The 16,967-nt window shown below is 72.6% G+C and carries 18 protein-coding genes; 6 read left to right on the plus strand and 12 right to left on the minus strand.

All coding sequences use genetic code 11. The features are described 5' to 3' along the window. Window positions 1-244: 244 nt before the first annotated feature. The gene (locus tag LPA41_RS30005) at window positions 245-568 is read left to right on the plus strand and encodes a TraR/DksA C4-type zinc finger protein (protein WP_229074353.1); all 324 of its coding nucleotides are present in this window, start codon (window positions 245-247) and stop codon (window positions 566-568) included. Between the two features lie 90 nt (window positions 569-658). Here the strand turns inward: LPA41_RS30005 and LPA41_RS30010 are convergent, their stop codons facing one another. Genes LPA41_RS30010 through LPA41_RS30035 form a run of 6 tightly spaced genes read right to left on the minus strand, consistent with a single transcriptional unit; the run spans window position 659 to window position 6,408 of the window. Further along, window positions 659-1,852: a cell wall metabolism sensor histidine kinase WalK gene (locus tag LPA41_RS30010; RefSeq protein WP_229074355.1), complete on the minus strand. Its 1,194-nt coding sequence runs from the start codon at window positions 1,850-1,852 to the stop codon at window positions 659-661. Then, entirely contained in the window at window positions 1,849-2,523 is a 675-nt protein-coding gene (locus LPA41_RS30015) for a response regulator transcription factor (protein WP_229074357.1), read from the minus strand. Before LPA41_RS30015 ends, LPA41_RS30010 begins: the two co-directional genes overlap by 4 nt. A gap of 7 nt (window positions 2,524-2,530) precedes the next feature. Beyond that, entirely contained in the window at window positions 2,531-3,400 is an 870-nt protein-coding gene (locus LPA41_RS30020) for a S1C family serine protease (RefSeq protein ID WP_229074358.1), read from the minus strand. Between the two features lie 11 nt (window positions 3,401-3,411). Beyond that, entirely contained in the window at window positions 3,412-4,362 is a 951-nt protein-coding gene (locus tag LPA41_RS30025; RefSeq protein ID WP_229074359.1) for a VWA domain-containing protein, read from the minus strand. Beyond that, the gene (locus LPA41_RS30030) at window positions 4,359-5,339 is read right to left on the minus strand and encodes a DUF58 domain-containing protein (RefSeq protein WP_229074361.1); all 981 of its coding nucleotides are present in this window, start codon (window positions 5,337-5,339) and stop codon (window positions 4,359-4,361) included. Before LPA41_RS30030 ends, LPA41_RS30025 begins: the two co-directional genes overlap by 4 nt. Before the next feature lie 49 nt (window positions 5,340-5,388). Next, window positions 5,389-6,408: a MoxR family ATPase gene (locus tag LPA41_RS30035; protein WP_229074363.1), complete on the minus strand. Its 1,020-nt coding sequence runs from the start codon at window positions 6,406-6,408 to the stop codon at window positions 5,389-5,391. Between the two features lie 153 nt (window positions 6,409-6,561). Here LPA41_RS30035 and LPA41_RS30040 point away from each other — a divergent pair, with 153 nt between their 5' ends. Together LPA41_RS30040 and LPA41_RS30045 are read left to right on the plus strand one after the other, a co-directional pair. Continuing rightward, on the plus strand, window positions 6,562-7,233 hold the full coding sequence (locus tag LPA41_RS30040; protein ID WP_229074364.1) for an enoyl-CoA hydratase-related protein: 672 nt from the start codon (window positions 6,562-6,564) through the stop codon (window positions 7,231-7,233). Between the two features lie 156 nt (window positions 7,234-7,389). Continuing rightward, window positions 7,390-8,043 carry a fasciclin domain-containing protein gene (locus LPA41_RS30045; protein WP_229074366.1) on the plus strand — a complete coding sequence of 218 codons (654 nt, stop codon included), beginning with the start codon at window positions 7,390-7,392 and terminating at the stop codon, window positions 8,041-8,043. Between the two features lie 74 nt (window positions 8,044-8,117). Here the strand turns inward: LPA41_RS30045 and LPA41_RS30050 are convergent, their stop codons facing one another. After that, the gene (locus tag LPA41_RS30050) at window positions 8,118-8,576 is read right to left on the minus strand and encodes a MarR family winged helix-turn-helix transcriptional regulator (protein WP_374238227.1); all 459 of its coding nucleotides are present in this window, start codon (window positions 8,574-8,576) and stop codon (window positions 8,118-8,120) included. A gap of 154 nt (window positions 8,577-8,730) precedes the next feature. Here LPA41_RS30050 and LPA41_RS30055 point away from each other — a divergent pair, with 154 nt between their 5' ends. After that, window positions 8,731-9,840 carry a polyprenyl synthetase family protein gene (locus tag LPA41_RS30055; RefSeq protein ID WP_229074368.1) on the plus strand — a complete coding sequence of 370 codons (1,110 nt, stop codon included), beginning with the start codon at window positions 8,731-8,733 and terminating at the stop codon, window positions 9,838-9,840. Window positions 9,841-9,975: 135 nt separating this feature from the next. On the opposite strand, the gene LPA41_RS30060 is transcribed toward LPA41_RS30055, so the two are convergent. Next, on the minus strand, window positions 9,976-10,365 hold the full coding sequence (locus LPA41_RS30060) for a PPOX class F420-dependent oxidoreductase (protein WP_229074369.1): 390 nt from the start codon (window positions 10,363-10,365) through the stop codon (window positions 9,976-9,978). Between the two features lie 14 nt (window positions 10,366-10,379). Further along, the gene (locus LPA41_RS30065; RefSeq protein ID WP_229074371.1) at window positions 10,380-11,012 is read right to left on the minus strand and encodes a TetR/AcrR family transcriptional regulator; all 633 of its coding nucleotides are present in this window, start codon (window positions 11,010-11,012) and stop codon (window positions 10,380-10,382) included. Window positions 11,013-11,114: 102 nt separating this feature from the next. Here LPA41_RS30065 and LPA41_RS30070 point away from each other — a divergent pair, with 102 nt between their 5' ends. Further along, window positions 11,115-12,290, plus strand: a complete 1,176-nt coding sequence (locus LPA41_RS30070; RefSeq protein ID WP_229074373.1) for an epoxide hydrolase family protein — start codon at window positions 11,115-11,117, stop codon at window positions 12,288-12,290. 42 nt (window positions 12,291-12,332) lie between these two features. Here LPA41_RS30070 and LPA41_RS30075 read toward each other — a convergent pair whose 3' ends face one another. Both LPA41_RS30075 and LPA41_RS30080 read right to left on the minus strand, forming a co-directional pair. After that, window positions 12,333-12,962, minus strand: coding sequence for a hypothetical protein (locus LPA41_RS30075; RefSeq protein WP_229074375.1), 630 nt, complete (start codon window positions 12,960-12,962; stop codon window positions 12,333-12,335). Window positions 12,963-13,141: 179 nt separating this feature from the next. Continuing rightward, window positions 13,142-14,350: an EAL domain-containing protein gene (locus LPA41_RS30080; protein ID WP_229074377.1), complete on the minus strand. Its 1,209-nt coding sequence runs from the start codon at window positions 14,348-14,350 to the stop codon at window positions 13,142-13,144. A gap of 213 nt (window positions 14,351-14,563) precedes the next feature. Between LPA41_RS30080 and LPA41_RS30085 the strand changes: the two genes are divergently transcribed. Next, window positions 14,564-15,751, plus strand: coding sequence for a serine hydrolase (locus LPA41_RS30085; RefSeq protein ID WP_229074379.1), 1,188 nt, complete (start codon window positions 14,564-14,566; stop codon window positions 15,749-15,751). A 47-nt stretch (window positions 15,752-15,798) separates the two neighbouring features. On the opposite strand, the gene LPA41_RS30090 is transcribed toward LPA41_RS30085, so the two are convergent. Next, window positions 15,799-16,962, minus strand: a complete 1,164-nt coding sequence (locus LPA41_RS30090) for a MalY/PatB family protein (protein WP_229074381.1) — start codon at window positions 16,960-16,962, stop codon at window positions 15,799-15,801. Between the last annotated feature and the right edge of the window lie 5 nt (window positions 16,963-16,967).

Here is a 16,967-nt window from a genome sequence, read left to right on the forward strand (position 1 = left end):
GCGCGTCGGCGCCTATGGTGGGGCCATGACCGCCGCCGCGCAGCCCGTCCGCGTGGTCGTCGCCTCCGCGACGGCCGCGGCGATGGCGCGCGGGCTCGCCCGACCGGCCACGGCGAGCACCACCCACGGCCTGCCGAGCCCCGTCCCGACCGGCCGTGGCCCTCCCGCAGATCGTGCATCTGTCGTTACGGCCACCAGGGCGAAGCTGATCAGCTTCGGCCTTTTTTGTTTTCCGGGAGAGGCAATGAGCACCGACATGTACGGCATCACCGATCAGCAATGGCTCACCACGCAGCGGGCCGTGCTCACCGATGAGTTCGCGGCGCAGACGGCACGGCTGACCGAACTCACGGCGGACACCGGCGACCCCGCGGACGTGGACACCCACGCGGGTCTGCTGGCCGTCACCCGGGCGAACATCGAGCAGCTCACCGGGGCGCTGCGGCGGATCGCCGAGGGCAGTTACGGCCGGTGCGCGAGGTGCGACGGCGCGATCCCGCCGGAGCGGCTGGAGATCCTGCCGCACGCCCGGTTCTGCGTGCCCTGCCAGAGCAAGCACGAGGGCTGATCCGGTCCGGCTGCCGGGCCCGGCGTGACCGGGCCCGGCGGCCGTACCGGATCCGGCGGCCCGGTCCGTGACAGGGCCCGGCAGCCGCGGTCAGCTCAGCGGGTTGATCGTGGGAGCGGGCTCGTCACCGGCCCGGTCCGCCGCCGGCAGCCACAGGACGAATGTGCTGCCGACACCGAGTTCGGAGAACGCGACGACCTGGCCGCCGTGCGACTCGACGATCTGCCGGACGATGGCCAGCCCGAGGCCGGTGCGGCGGTCCCGGGACGAGCCGGCGCCGTCGGCGCCGCGCCAGAATCTGTCGAACACCCGGGGCAGGTCGTCCGGCGCGATGCCAGGGCCCTGGTCGGCGACGGCGAGCCACAGCCACGAGCCGGTGCGGCCGGTGCCCAGGGTGACCGTCGAGCCGGTGGGCGCCAGCCGGACGGCGTTGGAGAGCAGGTTCCCGGCGGCGCGGCGCAGCGCGTCCGCGTCGCCGATCATCGGCAGGCCGGGGGTGACCCGGTGGCGGAGGTGCAGCGGCCGGTCCGGCAGGAAGGACTCCTCGCCGGCCTCGCGGGCGATCACGGTGAGGTCGAGGCCGGTGTCGCTGAGCGCGTCGGCGTGCCGGCGTGCGGTGGCCAGCAGGTCCTCGACCAGCCGGGACATCCGGGTGGTGGCCCGGTCCACGACGGCGACGGCCCGGGCGCGTTCCTCGGTGGTGGCGTCCGGTTCGGTGAGGGTGGCGTCCAGGTGGGTCCGGATGATCGCCAGCGGGCTGCGCAGCTCGTGCGAGGCGTCGTCGATGAGCTGCCGTTGCGCCCGGAACGCCCGGTCCAGCCGGTCGAGCATCGAGTCCAGGGTGTCGGCGAGGTCCCGCAACTCGTCGCGGGGCCCGGGCAGCCGGATCCGGCGGGTCAGGTCGGTGGCCTGGATCTCCCGGGCGGTCCGGGTGATCGCGCCGACCGGGCGCAGCACCCGGCCGGACAGCACCCAGCCGATGCCGAGGCTGGCGACGAACAGCCCGCCGAGCGCGATGAGCGAATAGGTGCGCAGGTTCTGCAGGGTGTTGTAGTTGACCGCCGCCTCGATCTGCGAGACGTCGGCGACGGTCATCGTGCCGACGTACTGCCGGTTGTCGTTGTAGACCTTCGCGGTGCGCTCGGTGATCGGCTGCGGGGAGGTGGCCTGCGCGACCGCGACGTAGATGACGGCGAGGGTGAGCCCGGCGAGCGCGAACAGCAGGGTCGAGTAGATGACGGTCAGCCGGAACCGGATCGACCGCAGGACGTCGGGGCGTCTCATGCGCTCAGCCGGTATCCGCGCCCGACGACCGTCTCGATCCGGCCGTCGCCGAGTTTGCGGCGCAGGGTTCCCACGGTGACCCGGACGGTCTGGGTGAACGGGTCGGCGTTGGCGTCCCACACGTGCTCGAGCAGTTCCTCGCTGGACACCACGTGACCGGGGCGGGTCATCAGGTACTCCAGGACACCGAACTCCTTGGGGGTCAGCGCCAGCGGCTCGCCGGCCAGGGCGGCCGTGTGCCGGGCGGTGTCAAGCGTGAGGTCCCCGACGGTCAGCACGGCGGTGCTGCCGCTGATGTCGCGGCGCAGCAGGGCACGGACCCGGGCCAGCAGCTCCGCCAGGTGGAACGGCTTGACCAGGTAATCGTCGGCACCGCCGTCCAGGCCACGGACCCGGTCGTCGAGGCCGCTGCGCGCGGTGAGCATCAGGACCCGCAGGTCGGTGTCGCCGGGGGTGTCGACCTCGCCGTTGCGCAACGCCCGGCACAGGGTGAACCCGTCACCGTCGGGCAGGTTGATGTCGAGCAGCATCAGGTCGTACTCGTTGACGGTGAGCCGCTCGTACGCCTGCGCCGTGTCACCGGCGACGTCCACGGCGTACCCCGTCCGGGCCAGCCCGACCCGCAGCCCCTCGGCCAGGTCTTCCTCGTCCTCCACCACCAGTAACCGCATGATTCGACTATCCCCGCCCGATCAGGCCGGCGGCCACCTGGCGGGCCCGCTCGATCGGCACGGCGAACCCGATGCCGATCGAACCGCCGCCCTCGAGGGTGGCGATGGCCGTGTTCACGCCGACCACCTCGCCGCGCGCGTTGACGAGCGGTCCGCCCGAGTTACCGGGGTTGATCGAGGCGTCGGTCTGCACGGCGGTCTGCCGGGTGGCGCCGCCCAGGCGTACCTGCCGGTCCAGGGCGCTCACGATGCCGGCGGTGACCGTGCCGGAGAGCCCGAGCGGGGAACCGACGGCCAGGACCGGCTCGCCGACCCGGGTGCCGCGCGGGTCGGCGAGGTCGAGCCGGGGCAGCGCCGTGGCCTCGGCGACCCGCAGCACCGCGATGTCGTTCGCCGTGTCGCTGCCGACGACCTCGGCGGTGAGCCGGCGGCCGTCGGCGCCGACGACGCTCACCGCGCCACCGCGGCCACCCGCGACGACGTGCGCGTTGGTGACGATGTGACCGCGGTCGTCGAAGACGAAACCGGACCCGGAGGCACCGCCGGAACCGGTGCGCACCTGCACCGACACCACGCCGGGCAGGGCGCGGGCGGCCGCCGCCACCAGGTCGGCGGGCACACCGGCGGGCGCCGGGGCGGGTGCCGCGTACGGCGGGGTGCCCGAGTCGCCGCGGCCGGTGTCGTCGCGGCCGGTCAGGTAACCGGCGGCGCCGCCCGTGCCGGCCGAGACGGCGACGACGGCGAGACCACCGGCGAGCAGGAGCGGCCAGCGGCGTACGCCCGGGGTCGGTGCCGGCTCCGGCGGTGGCAGCGCCGGCACGACGGGTGAGAGGAATTCGGGTCCGCGCGGGGTCGCGCCGAGGCCGGTGATGGTCACGGCAGGTCCTTTCAGGGAAGGCGGGCGAACCAGAACAGCGACGCCAGGGCCGCCAGCACGGCCAGGGCCAGGCCGACGCCGATGAAGCGGGCCGACACGTCCTGGACCTCGGTCTGATAGCCGACCGAGCTGCCGATGTCGGCGTAGGCGGCCCGCAGCTCGTCGGTGCTGCCGGCCGCGAAGTAGTTGCCGCCGGTCGCCTCCGCGACCGATTGCAGGGTCTGCCCGTCGACCGGGACGGCCTGTCCCCCGGCGATGATCCCGGCCGGGGTGCCGAAGGAGATCGCGTCGACCGGCACGCCCACCTCGCTCGCCGACCGGGCCGCCTCGCCCGGGTCCCGGCCGGCGGTGTTGGCGCCGTCGGAGAGCACGACCACCCGGGCCGGCGGCACGTCCTGCCCGGCCTGCGCGTCGAGGGTGCGGATCGCCTCCAGCGACGTGGCGATGGCGTCGCCGATCGCCGTGCCGGCCTGCCCGGCCGCGCCCTCGACGAGCCGGTCGATGCCGGTGGTGACGGCGGTGCGGTCGGTCACCGGCGGCACGAACACCGAGGCCGAGCCGGCGAACCCGACCAGGCCCACGTTGAACTCCTCGGGCAGCTCGGCGACGAATTCGCGGGCGGCGGACTTGGCGGCGGTGAGCCGGTCCGGTCCGACGTCGTCGGCGAGCATCGACCGGGAGACGTCGACCGCGACGAGCACGGTGGCCCGTTCCCGCGGCACCTGCACCTTGGCCTGCGGCTGGGCGAACCCGACCACGAGGAGGCCGAGCATCGCGAGGAACAGGCTCGCCGGCACGTGCCGGCGCCAGCCGGGGCGCTGCGGTGCGACCCGGTCCAGCAGTTTCAGGTTGGTGAAGCGCACGGCGTAGCGGCTGCGGCGGCGCTGGGCGACCAGGTAGGCGACGGCCAGCGCGGCGACGGCGGCGAGCAGCCAGAGACGCTCCGGGGAGAGCCAGGTCATGCGGTGACACCTCCGGCGTTCATGGGTCGGTGGGCGGCGCGGCCGAGGCGGCGCTGGGCGTGCACGTGCCGGACGATGTCGGCCACCCAGTCACGGTCGGTGCGCAGGTCCAGGTGGGCGGCACCGGTCCGGCGCAGGGCCGCGGTGACGCCGGCGTGCTGTTGGGCGGCTGCGGCGGCGTACCGCTCCCGCAGTTTGCGGCTTGCCGTGTGCACCTCCCGGCGCCGTCCCGTCTCCGGGTCCACCAGGGCGAGCAGGCCGACGTCCGGCAGTTCCCGCTCGCGTGGGTCGCCGATCCGCACGGCGAGGACCTGGTGGCGGGCGGCCAGCCGGCGCAGCGGCTGCTCCCAGGTGGGTGCGCCGGGCCCGAGCCCGTCGTCGTCGAGGCCGTCCAGGAAGTCGGAGACGACGACCATCAGGCCGCGGCGCGGCACGGCCCGGTGCAGGCCGTCGATGGCATCGGCGAGCGCGATCACCTCGGTGCTCTCCCGCGCGCGGGGCGCGGCGAGCAGGGTGCGCAGCAGACCGAGCAGGGGGGTACGGCCACCGAGCGCCGGGTGCCGCCGGATGCCGTCCGGGGTGAGCAGGTGGGCGCCGAGACGATTGCCGGTCGCCGTGGTGAGGAAGCCGACCGCGGCGGTGGCCGCGGCCGCCAGTTCGCGTTTCTCGAACTCGGCGGTACCGAAGTCCATGCTGGCGGTGGCGTCGACGAGCACCCAGGTGGTCAGTTCCCGGTCGGCGTCGACGGTGCGCACGTGCGGGACCGTGGTCCGGGCGGTGACCGACCAGTCCATCCGGCGCACCTCGTCCTCGCCGGGCTGGTATTCGCGGCTGCCGGCGGGTTCGCTGCCGGCGCCGGGCAGCAGACCCAGGTAGGAGCCGTGCAGCAGCCCGTCGAGGCGGCGGGTGACGGTCAGTTCGAGGCGGCGCAGGCGCCGTTCCGGTGCGAGTTCGTTGATGGCGGCGCCCTTGTTCACGCGGCGGCCCCTTCGCTGGTCGCGGTCTTCGTGGTCGTGGTCGCCCCGGTCATGCGGCGACCCCCAGGCCGAAGCCGGTGTTCTCCTGGGCCGGGGCGATCACCGGCGGGGCGACGACTTCGAGGATCCGGTGCACGATGGACTCCGGGGCGATCCCGTCGGCGACCGCGTCGAAGGCCAGCACCAGGCGGTGCGCGAGGACGTCAGGGGCGATGTCGATGACGTCGCCGGGCAGCACGTAGTCGCGGCCGCGCAGCAGGGCCAGCGCGCGGGCGGCGGCGACCAGGCCGAGCGTGGCACGGGGGCTGGCGCCGTAGGCGAGCTGACCGGCCACCTCCGGCAACCCGAACCGGGCCGGGTCGCGGGTGGCCAGGACCAGCCGCACCACGTACTCGGCGAGCGCGTGGTGCACGAACACGTCCCGGGCGCGGGCCTGCAGGGCGAGCAGCCGGCCGGTGTCGAGCACCGGGCGGGCCGCCGGCCGGCGTCCGCCCATCCGGTAGAGGATGCCGAGTTCGTCCTGGTCGGTGGGGTAGCCGACGACCACGCGCATCAGGAACCGGTCGCGCTGGGCCTCGGGAAGCTGGTAGACGCCTTCGCTCTCGATCGGGTTCTGGGTGGCGAGCACCAGGAACGGCTGCGGGACCTGGTGGGTTCGCCCGCCGATCGAGACGTGCCCCTCGGCCATCACCTCCAGCAGCGCCGACTGCACCTTGGCGGGCGCCCGGTTGATCTCGTCGGCGAGCACCAGGTTCGCCATGATCGGGCCGAGTTCGACGTCGAAACTCTCCTTGCTGGGCCGGTAGATCCGGGTGCCGAGGATGTCCGAGGGCACCAGGTCCGGGGTGAACTGGATGCGGTGGAAGGTGCCGCCGACGGCGATCGCCAGGGTTTCGGCGGCGAGCGTCTTCGCCACGCCCGGCACCCCTTCCAGCAGGCAGTGCCCGCCGGCGAGCAGGGCTGTCAGCAGCCGCTCGACCAGCCGGTCCTGCCCGACGATCACCTTCTTGACCTCGAACAGGGTCTGCTCGAGCATCCGCACGTCGGCCTCGGCCGCACTGTCGGTCATGGAACTCCCGTCGATGGCGTCACGTGTCGATGAGGGCGAGCGCCCCAGGACAGCCATCACACCAAGCGGGACCGAAAGAGAACCGAAGAACTTGATGCATAAGTTACTGAGCGGTAGCTTCGGGGGGCCACGCCAGCCGTCAAGGAGCCCCGCATGCCTGTTCTCGATCGCCAGGACGACGTCTTCATCCTCGATCTCGGCGACGGTGAGAACCGTTTCCACCCGGACTGGATCGCCTCGATGAACGCGGCCCTGGACGAGGTGGAGAAGGCCGGCGACTCGTGTGCGCTGGTCACCGCCGCGACCGGCAAGTTCTTCTCCAACGGCCTGGACCTGGAGTGGCTCGGTGCGAACGGCGACTCCTACGTTCCGTACGTGGTGAGCGTGCACGAGCTGTTCGCCCGGGTCCTGTCGCTGCCGGTGATCACCGTGGCCGCGCTGCAGGGGCACACGTTCGCCGCCGGGGCGATGCTCTCGCTGGCACACGACTTCCGGGTGATGCGCGCCGACCGCGGCTACTGGTGCCTGCCGGAGGCCGACATCAACATCCCGTTCACCCGCGGCATGTCCGCCCTGATCCAGGCCCGGCTCACGCCGCAGGCCGCGCACGAGGCGATGACCACCGCCCGTCGTTACACCGCGCCGGACGCGGTCACGGCCGGCATCGTCGACCGCGCGGTCGACCAGGACGCGGTGCGCGGCACGGCGGTGGAGACCGCCGCCGCCCTGACCGGGAAGGCCGGCCCCACGCTCGGGACGATCAAGACCCGGATGTACGCGCCCGTGCTGCACACCCTGCGCGACCGCGAGAACCCACTCGGCTGAGCACCCCCGGCGTCACTCTTGGCGCTCGTGCGCGGCGCGGAGACGCCGTCGATCGAAAATTCCCGGCCCGGCCGCATCCACCGCGCGCGATCCGAGCGAAGTACCGGGTGGTGGCAGCGAAGCCACCACCCGGGAACTTCGAGAGGACGCATGACCATGAGCCTTACCCGACTGGGCAAGCGCGCCGCCGCCGTGGCGACCGCCGCGATCGTCGCCTCCGCGCTGACCGCCGCCCCGGCCGCCGCGCAGGGCAAGAAGCCGCTGAAGACGAAGTCGCTCGCGGCGGTGCTGACCGCCGACAAGAAGGGCTTCGACCGCAACGGCCACGACTACGACATCCTCGCGGCCGCGGTGAAGGCCGTGCTGAAGGCCAAGCCGGGCAGCCCGGTCAAGGTGCTGGGCGACGGCACGAAGAGGGTCACCGCGTTCCTGCCCAACGACCGGGCGTTCCAGCTGCTGGTCGCGGACATCACGAAGTCCAAGCGTCTGCCCGGCGAGAAGAAGGCGTTCACCGCGGTCGCCGGCCTGGGCATCGGCACCGTCGAGTCGGTGCTGCTCTACCACGTCGTCCCGGGCGCCACGATCACCAAGAAGGCGGCGCTCAAGTCCGACAACGCCCGCCTGAAGACCGCGGCCGGCTCGAAGATCAAGGTCAACGTGTACGGGCCCCGGTGGCACAAGCGGATCTCGCTGATCGACGCCGACCGCAGCGACCGTAACCCGCGGGTCAACCGGTTCGACATCAACAAGGGCAACCGGCAGATCGGCCACGGCATCGACCGCGTGCTGCGCCCGATCAACCTGCCCTGATCCCGTCGCGTGAGAGGCGCGGGCCGATCCGGCTCGCGCCTTTCGGCATGTCCTGCCGCGGCCGGCGGCGCCGGTCAGCGCTGCTCGCGGGCGTAGTCGCGCATCACCGCGGCGACCTCACGGAGGAACGTGGCGGTGGTGGCGGCCTGCTCGGGTGTCAGCCGGGCGCCGGCCTGCTCGATCCGGTCGATGAGCGGTTCGAGGGCGGCGCGCACCTCCTCGTACGCCTTCTCGGTCGCGACGACGGTCTGCCGGCGCCGGTCGGAGGGGTGCGGGATGCGCCGGGCGTGCCCTGCGGCCTGCAGGCGGTCGACGAGGGTGGTCGCCGAGGCGGACCGGATGCTGAGCCGGTGCCCCAGCTCGGTGGGCCCGAGCCCGTCCGCGCTGCTCAGCAGGTGGTCGAGGGCGAGGGCGTCGGTGGCGTTCACGTCGAGCCGGCGGGCCAGGCCCTGCGCGGCCTCGTTGTTGGCCTGGATGAGCTCGCGGATGGCGAGGGCCATGTCACTGCGCTGCCGTGCCTGTCGCCTGGTCACGCCGAAATCATATGCCCGCCAGGTAGCAAGTTTATCTAATTACTTGTATAACGAGATTCATGACGGTAGAGAAACCTGCCCCGCAGCATCAGGTCGGCTTGGTCGTGGTCGGCCTCGGGATGGCGACGATCCACGATCGGAAGGCCGACCACGTATGACCTCTCATCTGAGCGTCCCGCCGGCTGTTCTTCTCGCGCCGCCGGCCGTGGCGGACCTGCGGGCACGGGTGCACAAGGAGATCGAACGCTTCCTCGCCGCGCAGGCCGGCGTGCTCGACGCGGTCAGCGACGACTGCGCGCCCCTGGTGGGCTACGTGGGCGACCTGATGAGTGGCGGCAAACGGCTGCGCGCCGCGTTCTGTTACTGGGCCTGGCGTGCCGCCGGCGGACCGGACGAGCCGGCCATCGTGGCGGCCGCCGCCGCCCTGGAGTTCTTCCAGGCCGCCGCGCTGATCCACGACGACGTGATGGACGACTCGGACCTGCGCCGCGGCGCCCCGGCGATGCACCGCCGGTTCGCCGGCCTGCACCACGGCAACGCCTGGGCCGGCGACGGCGGGCACTTCGGGGTGTCGGCCGCCGTGCTCGCCGGTGACCTGTGCCTGGTCTGGAGCGACGAGCTCTACCACAGCAGCGGCCTGCCCGCGGACGCCCTGCTGCGCGGTCGCGGGGTCTTCAACAGCATGCGCACCGAACTGATGGGCGGGCAGTACCTGGACCTGCTCGAACAGGCCGCCGCGGCCCGTGACCCCGGCCGGGCGCTGGAGCGGGCCCGCCGGGTCGTGCGGTTCAAGAGCGCCCGGTACACCGTCGAACAGCCCCTGCTGCTCGGCGCCCGGCTGGCCGGGGCCGGCGACGACGTGCTGGCCGGGCTCTCCGCGTTCGGGCTGCCGCTCGGCGAGGCGTTCCAGCTGCGTGACGACGTGCTCGGGGTGTTCGGTGACAGCGCGCGCACCGGCAAACCCGCCGGCGACGACCTGCGTGAGGGCAAACGCACGGTGCTCGTCGCGCTCACCCTGCAGAACACCGATCCGGTACGCCGCGAGCAGTTCACCACCCTGCTCGGCGACCCCGGCCTGGACGCCGCCGGCGTCGACACCCTGCGCGACATCATCGTGTCCTCCGGGGCGCTCGCCGCCGTCGAGGACGAGATCGCCGGGCTGCTGGAGACGTCACTGGCCGCGCTGGACGCCATCGAGGCCGACGAGCCGAGCCGTGCGGTGCTCGGCTCGCTCGCCCGCGCCGCCGCGAACCGGGTCACCTGACCGGCGGGTGCTCCGGTCAGGCGGGTGCTCCGGTCAGGCGGGTGCTCCGGTCAGGCGGGTGCTCCGGTCAGGCGGGTGCTCCGGTCAGGCGGGTGCTCCGGTCAGGCGGGTGCTCCGGTCAGGCGGGTGCTCCGGTCAGGGCGTGTGCACCCGGTCGATCTTGACGGTGAGAAGGACACGCTGCTGCGCGCCGCCGCCGAACCCCGGGTAGGGCCGGCCGATGTACTTCTGGGACAGCTCGTCGATGTTCTCCCGGGCGCCGTCGGTGGTGATGTCGACGACGCTGCCGCGCAGCGCCCAGGACCGCGACGGCGCGGCCGGGTCGGCGACGCCGATGGCGATCCGCGGGTCACGCCGGACGTTGCGGGTCTTCTGGTGCGTGTCGACCGTGTTGATGAGCACGTGTTCCCCGTCCGTACCGGCCCAGGTCTGCGAGATCTGCGGTGAGCCGTCGGGCATCAGGGTGGTCACGAAACAGATCGCTTTGGCGTTGAGGACGTCGATCAGGTCGTCGGGCAGAGCCATGGTGGGGGGAACCTTCATTTCTGCTGGTCGTTGTAGAGGTGGTCGATGACCGTCTCGTCCGGTGCATCACCGGACAGGTCGGCGTGGCGCAGACCGGCCAGGGCCACCCGCAGAGCACGGCGCCACAGGTGCGGGGCGAAGGCGCGGGACGCGTCCATGACGCTGCCCACCATCAGGTGCGCCGCGGCGAAGTCGGCGGGCGTGACGCCGGCCGGCAACTGACCGGCGGCCACGGCGCGGGCGATCAGGCCGGCCACCAGCGGGGTCATCCGCTCGTGCGCCCGCTGCACCACCTCGGCGGCCTGGCTGCGGCCGCGCAGCAACTCACCCAGGCCACGGCTCTGCGCCTCCACCTCGAGTTGCCGCTCGAGGAACCAGGCGAGGCCGGCCCCGGCGTCGTCGTACCGCGCGGCCTGCTCGGCGAACCCGATCACCGTGTCGATGTGCTCGCTGAACAGGGCGTTCAACAGGTCCTGCCGCTGCGGAAACCGCCGGTACATCGTGCCCATCCCGGTGCCGGCGGCTCGCGCGATGTCCTCGTACGGCACGTCCAGGCCCTTGACGGCCATCAACTCGTACGCCGTGCGCAGCAGCAGCCGGCGGTTGCGCTCGGCATCGCGCCGCAGCGGCGGCGTGGTCTCGCTCACCGCATGATCGTAAACAAGTGGAAGAGAATTTCCAAGTTGAATTCTTCTTCCACTTAGCGCCTACAATGGCGATCTTGCAGGCCGAGCCCCAGGGAGCATCTGATGTCGACCCCTCTCACCAGCGACGTGGTGGAACCCTTCCCGATCGCAATCCCCGACGACGATCTCCGGGACCTGCGGCGCCGCCTCGCCGGCACTCGCTGGCCGGACCGCGAAACAGTCCCGGACGGACGCCAGGGACCGCAGCTCGACCGCATCCGCGCGCTCTGCGACCACTGGGCGACCGGCTACGACTGGCGGCGCGCCGAGCGGGACATCAACGGCGCCGGTTCCGCCCGCACCGTCATCGACGGGATCGACGTCCACTTCCTGCACGTCCGCTCCGCCGAACCCGGCGCGGTCCCGCTGCTGCTGTGCCACGGCTGGCCCGGTTCGATCCTCGAGTTCCGCCATCTGATCGGCCCGCTGACCGACCCCGTCGCGCACGGCGGCAGCGCCGCGGACGCCTTCCACGTCGTGATCCCCTCGATGCCGGGCTTCGGGTTCTCCGGCAAACCGGCCACCACCGGCTGGGACGTCCCCCGGGTCGCCGACGCGTGGATCACCCTGATGGAGCGCCTGGGCTACCCCACCTGGTTCGCCCAGGGCGGCGACTGGGGCGCGGCGGTCGTCGAGCAACTCGCCCGTACGGCGCCGGAACGGGTCCGCGGCGTGCACTTCAACATGCCACTGGTGTTCCCCACCGGACCGGAGATGGCCGAGGCGACCGAGGAGGAACAGCAGATGATGGCGCGCGCCCAGCGCTACCTGACCGAGCTCGACGGGTACGCCCGGGAGCAGGCCACCCGGCCGCAGACGATCGGGTACTCCCTCGCGGACTCACCGGCCGGGCTTGCGGCCTGGATCTACACCCTGTTCCAGGACGTCACCGACAGCGGCGGCGACCCCGAGACGGTCATCGACCGGGACGAGATCCTCGACGACATCATGCTCTACTGGCTGCCCAACGCCGCGGCATCCTCGGCCCGGCTGTACTGGGAGGACAGGCAGGGCAGTGCCGGCAACGGCGGCGACCGGGGCCCCAACCCCGTCCCCGCCGGGTTCAGCATCTTCCCCGGTGAGGCCGTGCAGGCCTCGCGGCGCTGGCTCGAACGCCGCTACGCGACGGTCGTGCACTACGCCCGGCTGGATCGCGGAGGTCACTTCGCCGCACTCGAGCAGCCGGGGGTCCTCACCGACCAGATCCGCACGACGTTCCGGCCGCTGCGCGCGTCCTGACCTGACTCTGCCGATGTGCGCGAGGTACGACTGTCAGAATTGTCAGTGGCACTGCCAGAGGAAACGTCCCTCTGCGCCGTCGGCTGAGACGAAGATGTAGGCAACTCCGCCATCTCCGAAGTTGTGCCCGAGGCGATCGCTCAGCTGACCGACCAGCTGCCAGTCCGGGCCGGGTGGCTCCGGGCTTTGAAGCCACACGGGATCCCCACCCAGGAACTCCAGCGGCATGTCTCCCTCGTCGGACGCCACGTCCACCGGCAGGTGATCCTCCGTGAACGCGGACCCGGCGCGCTGACCTTGGACGTCGACGAATGACGGGACGCGTCCGCCCGGCTGGATGATGACGGCATTCTCACCTCCGTCCGGCTCGGAAGTGCCGTCGATCGCGTAGGCGTTGTCCTCCTCCTCGCCGTCCACCCGCTCCTCATCGTCGTCAGCGGCCTCCTCGTCCTCCATGTCGAAAATGAAGAGATCGGACATGAACACGTACGCCACGCGCACGTCACCGGTGCCATCATCGAGGCGAAACTGCCCGATGAACGGCATCGGCCGATTACGTGATCGGGACAGTGGCCATTGCGGCTCCTGAAGCCAGGTCGGCTCGCCGCCAAGCTTGGTCACCGGCTCGCGAACGGCATTGCCGGCCGGCTCATATCGCACCACACGGCGCATGGCCCCTCCCGGTTCCGGCCAGTGGCGCCCGACGCGCCGCCCCTGGCGAGATGTTGATCTGCTAGCGCTACGACATCGCTGTGATCATGGGGTCGAAACCGCGATTTCGCACCGCTGGCAGATCAACACCGGCGGCTCCTGGGCGCTGGAATCGATGAACGGGCGGCCCGCGTCGCTCCTCAGTCTTCCAGGCGCTGGAGCAGGACGCGGCCGATCGCGGTGACCAGGTCGCGGTCCTCGGTGTGGACCGTCTCGCCCCGGGTGGCGCTGTGGCACAGCGCCACGGCGTCCTCGGGGGTGACGACGAGCAGGCAACTCTCCCCCGGGAACGGGCTGCCCGCACCGTTCGCGCACAACGTGGCCGCGTAGGTGGCGTTGCGGGTCACCTGGTCGGCGTAGGGCCGCCACACCGTCGTGTCGACTGTCGCGCAGTCGGAGCCGAGGACGACCGCGTGCTTGCGGGTGCCGGCGATGGTGTGCATCCGTTCCATGGTGTGCCGGATCGTCGTCTCGTCGGCCGGGCGGGCGCCGCCGGCCACCGCGACCTGGAACGGGCTGCCGGCCGGCTGGTGCAGACCGGGCCGGGGCGCGCGCAACCCCACCGTCCGGTCGGCGGGCGGTGCGGGCAGGTCGGCCGCGCGCACCGGGCGGCCGAAGTGCCAGCCCTGCCCCCAGTGGGCACCCAGCGCCCGGGCGGTGTCCACGTCCGCCGCCGTCTCGATGCCCTCGGCGATGATCAGCGCGCCGGTACGCCGGGCGGCGGCACTGACCGCGGCACACACCTCGAGGGTGGCCGGTGCCGCCGGGTTGCGCAGCAGGTGCATGTCCAGCTTGATCACGTCGGGGTCGACGAACGGCAGCAGCGCCAGGGACATCGGGTCGGCGCCCACGTCGTCCAGGGCGATGCCGTTGCCCATCCCGTGCGCCATGCCGGCGATGCGCAGCAGCCCGGCCGGCACCGTGGAGAGGGCCCGTTCGGTGTACTCCAGGACGACGCGGAAGCGCAGCCCGCTCACCAACAGGTCCACCAGGTGCGACGACACCGGCTGGCCCAGCACCGCCGGCTCGGCGTTGACGAAGACCAGGGGCGGGATGTCGGGCGCCTCGATCGCGCACTCGAGGGCCCGCTCGGCGCAGAGCATGTCGACCGGGCCCAGCCGACCGGCCCTGGCCGCCGCGGCGAACAGCTGGTCGGGGCGTTCCAGCCCGCTGCCGGCGGGGCCACGGGCCAGCGCCTCCGCGGCGACCACGGCGCCCGTGGCCAGGTCGACGATCGGCTGGAACAGCGGGGCCACCGACCGGTCGCGCAACAGTGCCGCCACGGCCGCGGCGTCGTCGCAGGCGTCCGCCTCGGTACGGGTCTCGACCGGCATCGGCGTCGTCGGCATGGGCGCCCTTCCTGGAGGATCACGTCGGCCGCGGACGCGACCGAGGACCATATCGTCCGTTCGGACCCGGGGTTGAGGGCCAGCCCCCGATCCGGCACCCCGCCGTGTTACGGGAACTCCCGTAAGGGCAGGGCCCGGGGACCGCGGCATTGACCACTCTCACTGCTCATGGCAGCGTCGGCGGGGTGATTGTCACGTGGGGGGAGAACGATCATGCCCAGTCGTAGAACTGTTCTGGCCGGTTCGGCCGCCGCGGCGCTGGCCGCCGGCGCCGGCGCCGCATCCCGGGCCGAGGCGTCGCCGGGCGGTCCGGGCGGACCGGACCGGGCGGGGTTGCAGGCGGCGCTCGATCGGATCGTCGCCACCGGGGCCACCGCTGCGCTGGCCCGGGTGGACAGCCCGGCCGGGAGCTGGCACGGATCCAGTGGCGTGATCGCACTGGGGCGTCCGGCCCGGCCGGCGCCCGGCGGGCTGTTCCGGGTCGGCAGCATCACCAAGACCTTCGTGGCCACGGTGATCCTGCAACTCGTCGGCGAGGGCCGGCTGCGCCTCGACGACACGCTGCACCGGTGGCTGCCGGGCGCGGTGCCGAACGCCGGCCGGATCACGGTCCGGCACCTGTTGCAGCACACCAGCGGGCTGTTCGACTACACCGCGGCCCTGTTCGGGTCGGTCGACGACGTGCTGAACGCCCGGTACCGCGCCTTCCGGCCGGAAGAACTCGTCGCCCTCGCGGCCGGGCGGCCGCCGCTTTTCGAGCCGGGCACATCCTGGTCGTACTCCAACACCAACTACATCCTGCTCGGCCTGATCATCCGCAAGGTCACCGGGCGGGCGTACGGCCGGGAGGTCGACCGGCGCATCCTGCGGCCGCTCCGGTTGCGGCACACCGAGGTTCCCGGCACCGACGTCACGATCGACGGGCCGCACGCGCACGGGTACGAGCAGATCGAGCGGGACGGCGAGATCGTGCCGGTGGACTTCACCGACCTCAACCCGTCGATGGCGGGATCCGCCGGGGAGATGGTCTCCACCACCGCCGAGCTGAACCGGTTCTACCGCTCGCTGCTGGGCGGCCGGCTGCTGCGCCGGGCGCAACTGGCCGAGATGCTGGCGGACCCGGCCGGGGAGGCCGGTTACGGCCTCGGCATCCATCAGCTGCCGCTGCCCGGCGGCACGACGCTGTGGGGCCACACCGGCGGCATCTTCGGGTACGTCAGCTACGCGTTCACCACGCCCGACGCCGGCACGCAGCTCACCGTCTCGATCAACCCGTGGCCCGGGGACTTCGAAGCGGCCCTGTTCGACCTGATCTTCACCGCGTTCGGCGTGACCGCGCCGGCCGCGAGGGCCGCCGCACCGTCCATGCCCGTCCTGGGGCTGCGCCTGCCGACGGCGTGACGGACGGGCGCCTGCCGACGGCGTGACGAGCGGGGGCTGCCGGCCGGTCATCCGGGCGGCAGCGCGGCTGCCATCCGGCGAACCCCCTCGGTGATCAACTCGGGCGAGGTGCCCAGGTTGAAGCGGGCGTGCCCGGCGCCGCCGGTGCCGAACGCGGGCCCGGAGCTGAGGGCGACCCGGCCCCGGTCGAGGAAGATCGCGGCCGGGTCGTCGCCGAGGCCCAGCTCCCGGCAGTCCAGCCAGGCCAGATAGGTGGCCTCCCCCGGCCGGTACCGCACCTGCGGCAGATGCTCGGCGAGCAGCCCGGCAAGCAGGCGCCGGTTCTCGTCGATGCCGGCCAGGAGGCTGTCGAGCCAGTCACCGCCGTCCCGCAGTGCCGCGGTGTGCGCGAGGACGCCGAGATGGCTGGGTGACTCCTTCACCCACCACGGCACCCGGGCGAGATCGGCCGTGGCGGCCGGACCGGCGACGACCAGGGCGGCCTTGATGCCGGCCAGGTTCCAGCCCTTCGAGGCCGAGAAGACGGCGAAGGCGTTCTCGGTGCCGGGCACAGCGAGGTACGGCACGAACCGCGCCCCGGCCGGCACCAGCGGCGCGTGGATCTCGTCGGCCACGACCCGGACCCCGTGCCGGCCGGCCAGCGCCGCGACCGCGGCCAGTTCCTCGGCGGTGTGCACGACGCCTGTCGGGTTGTGCGGGCTGCACAGCAGGTGGACCGGCCGGGGGCCGCACGCCGCGGCCCGGCCGAACACCTCGTCGAGGACGTCGAGGTCGAGCCGGCCGGCGGCGTTCAGCGGCGCCTCCAGCAGCGGCCGGCCGGTGTGCTTCACGAAGTCGTAGAACGGCATGTAGACCGGGCTGTTGACCACGACGGCGTCGGTGGGCCCGCAGACCACGTCGAGCACCTCCAGAATGCCCTCCATGACGTCCGCGACCAGGCTGGTGCGTTCCACGGCGAACCCGTCCCACCCCCACCGGGCGGCGGCGAACACGCCGTAGGCCTCCCCGTACGCCGTCCCGGCCGGATAGCCGGTGTCCCCGCGCCGCACCGCCTCGGTGATCGCTTCGACGATCGGCTCGGCGAGCAGGACGTCCATCTCCGCGACGAACATCGGCAGCACGTCGTCCGGGTAGGTCCGCCATTTCTCACTGGTTCGCGCCCGCAACCGGTTGAGGGAGAGCTGACGCAACGGGTTCGCCTGAGCGGTCACCGCCC

This window comes from Actinoplanes sp. DH11, assembly GCF_020873875.1.
GTDB lineage: Bacteria > Actinomycetota > Actinomycetes > Mycobacteriales > Micromonosporaceae > Actinoplanes.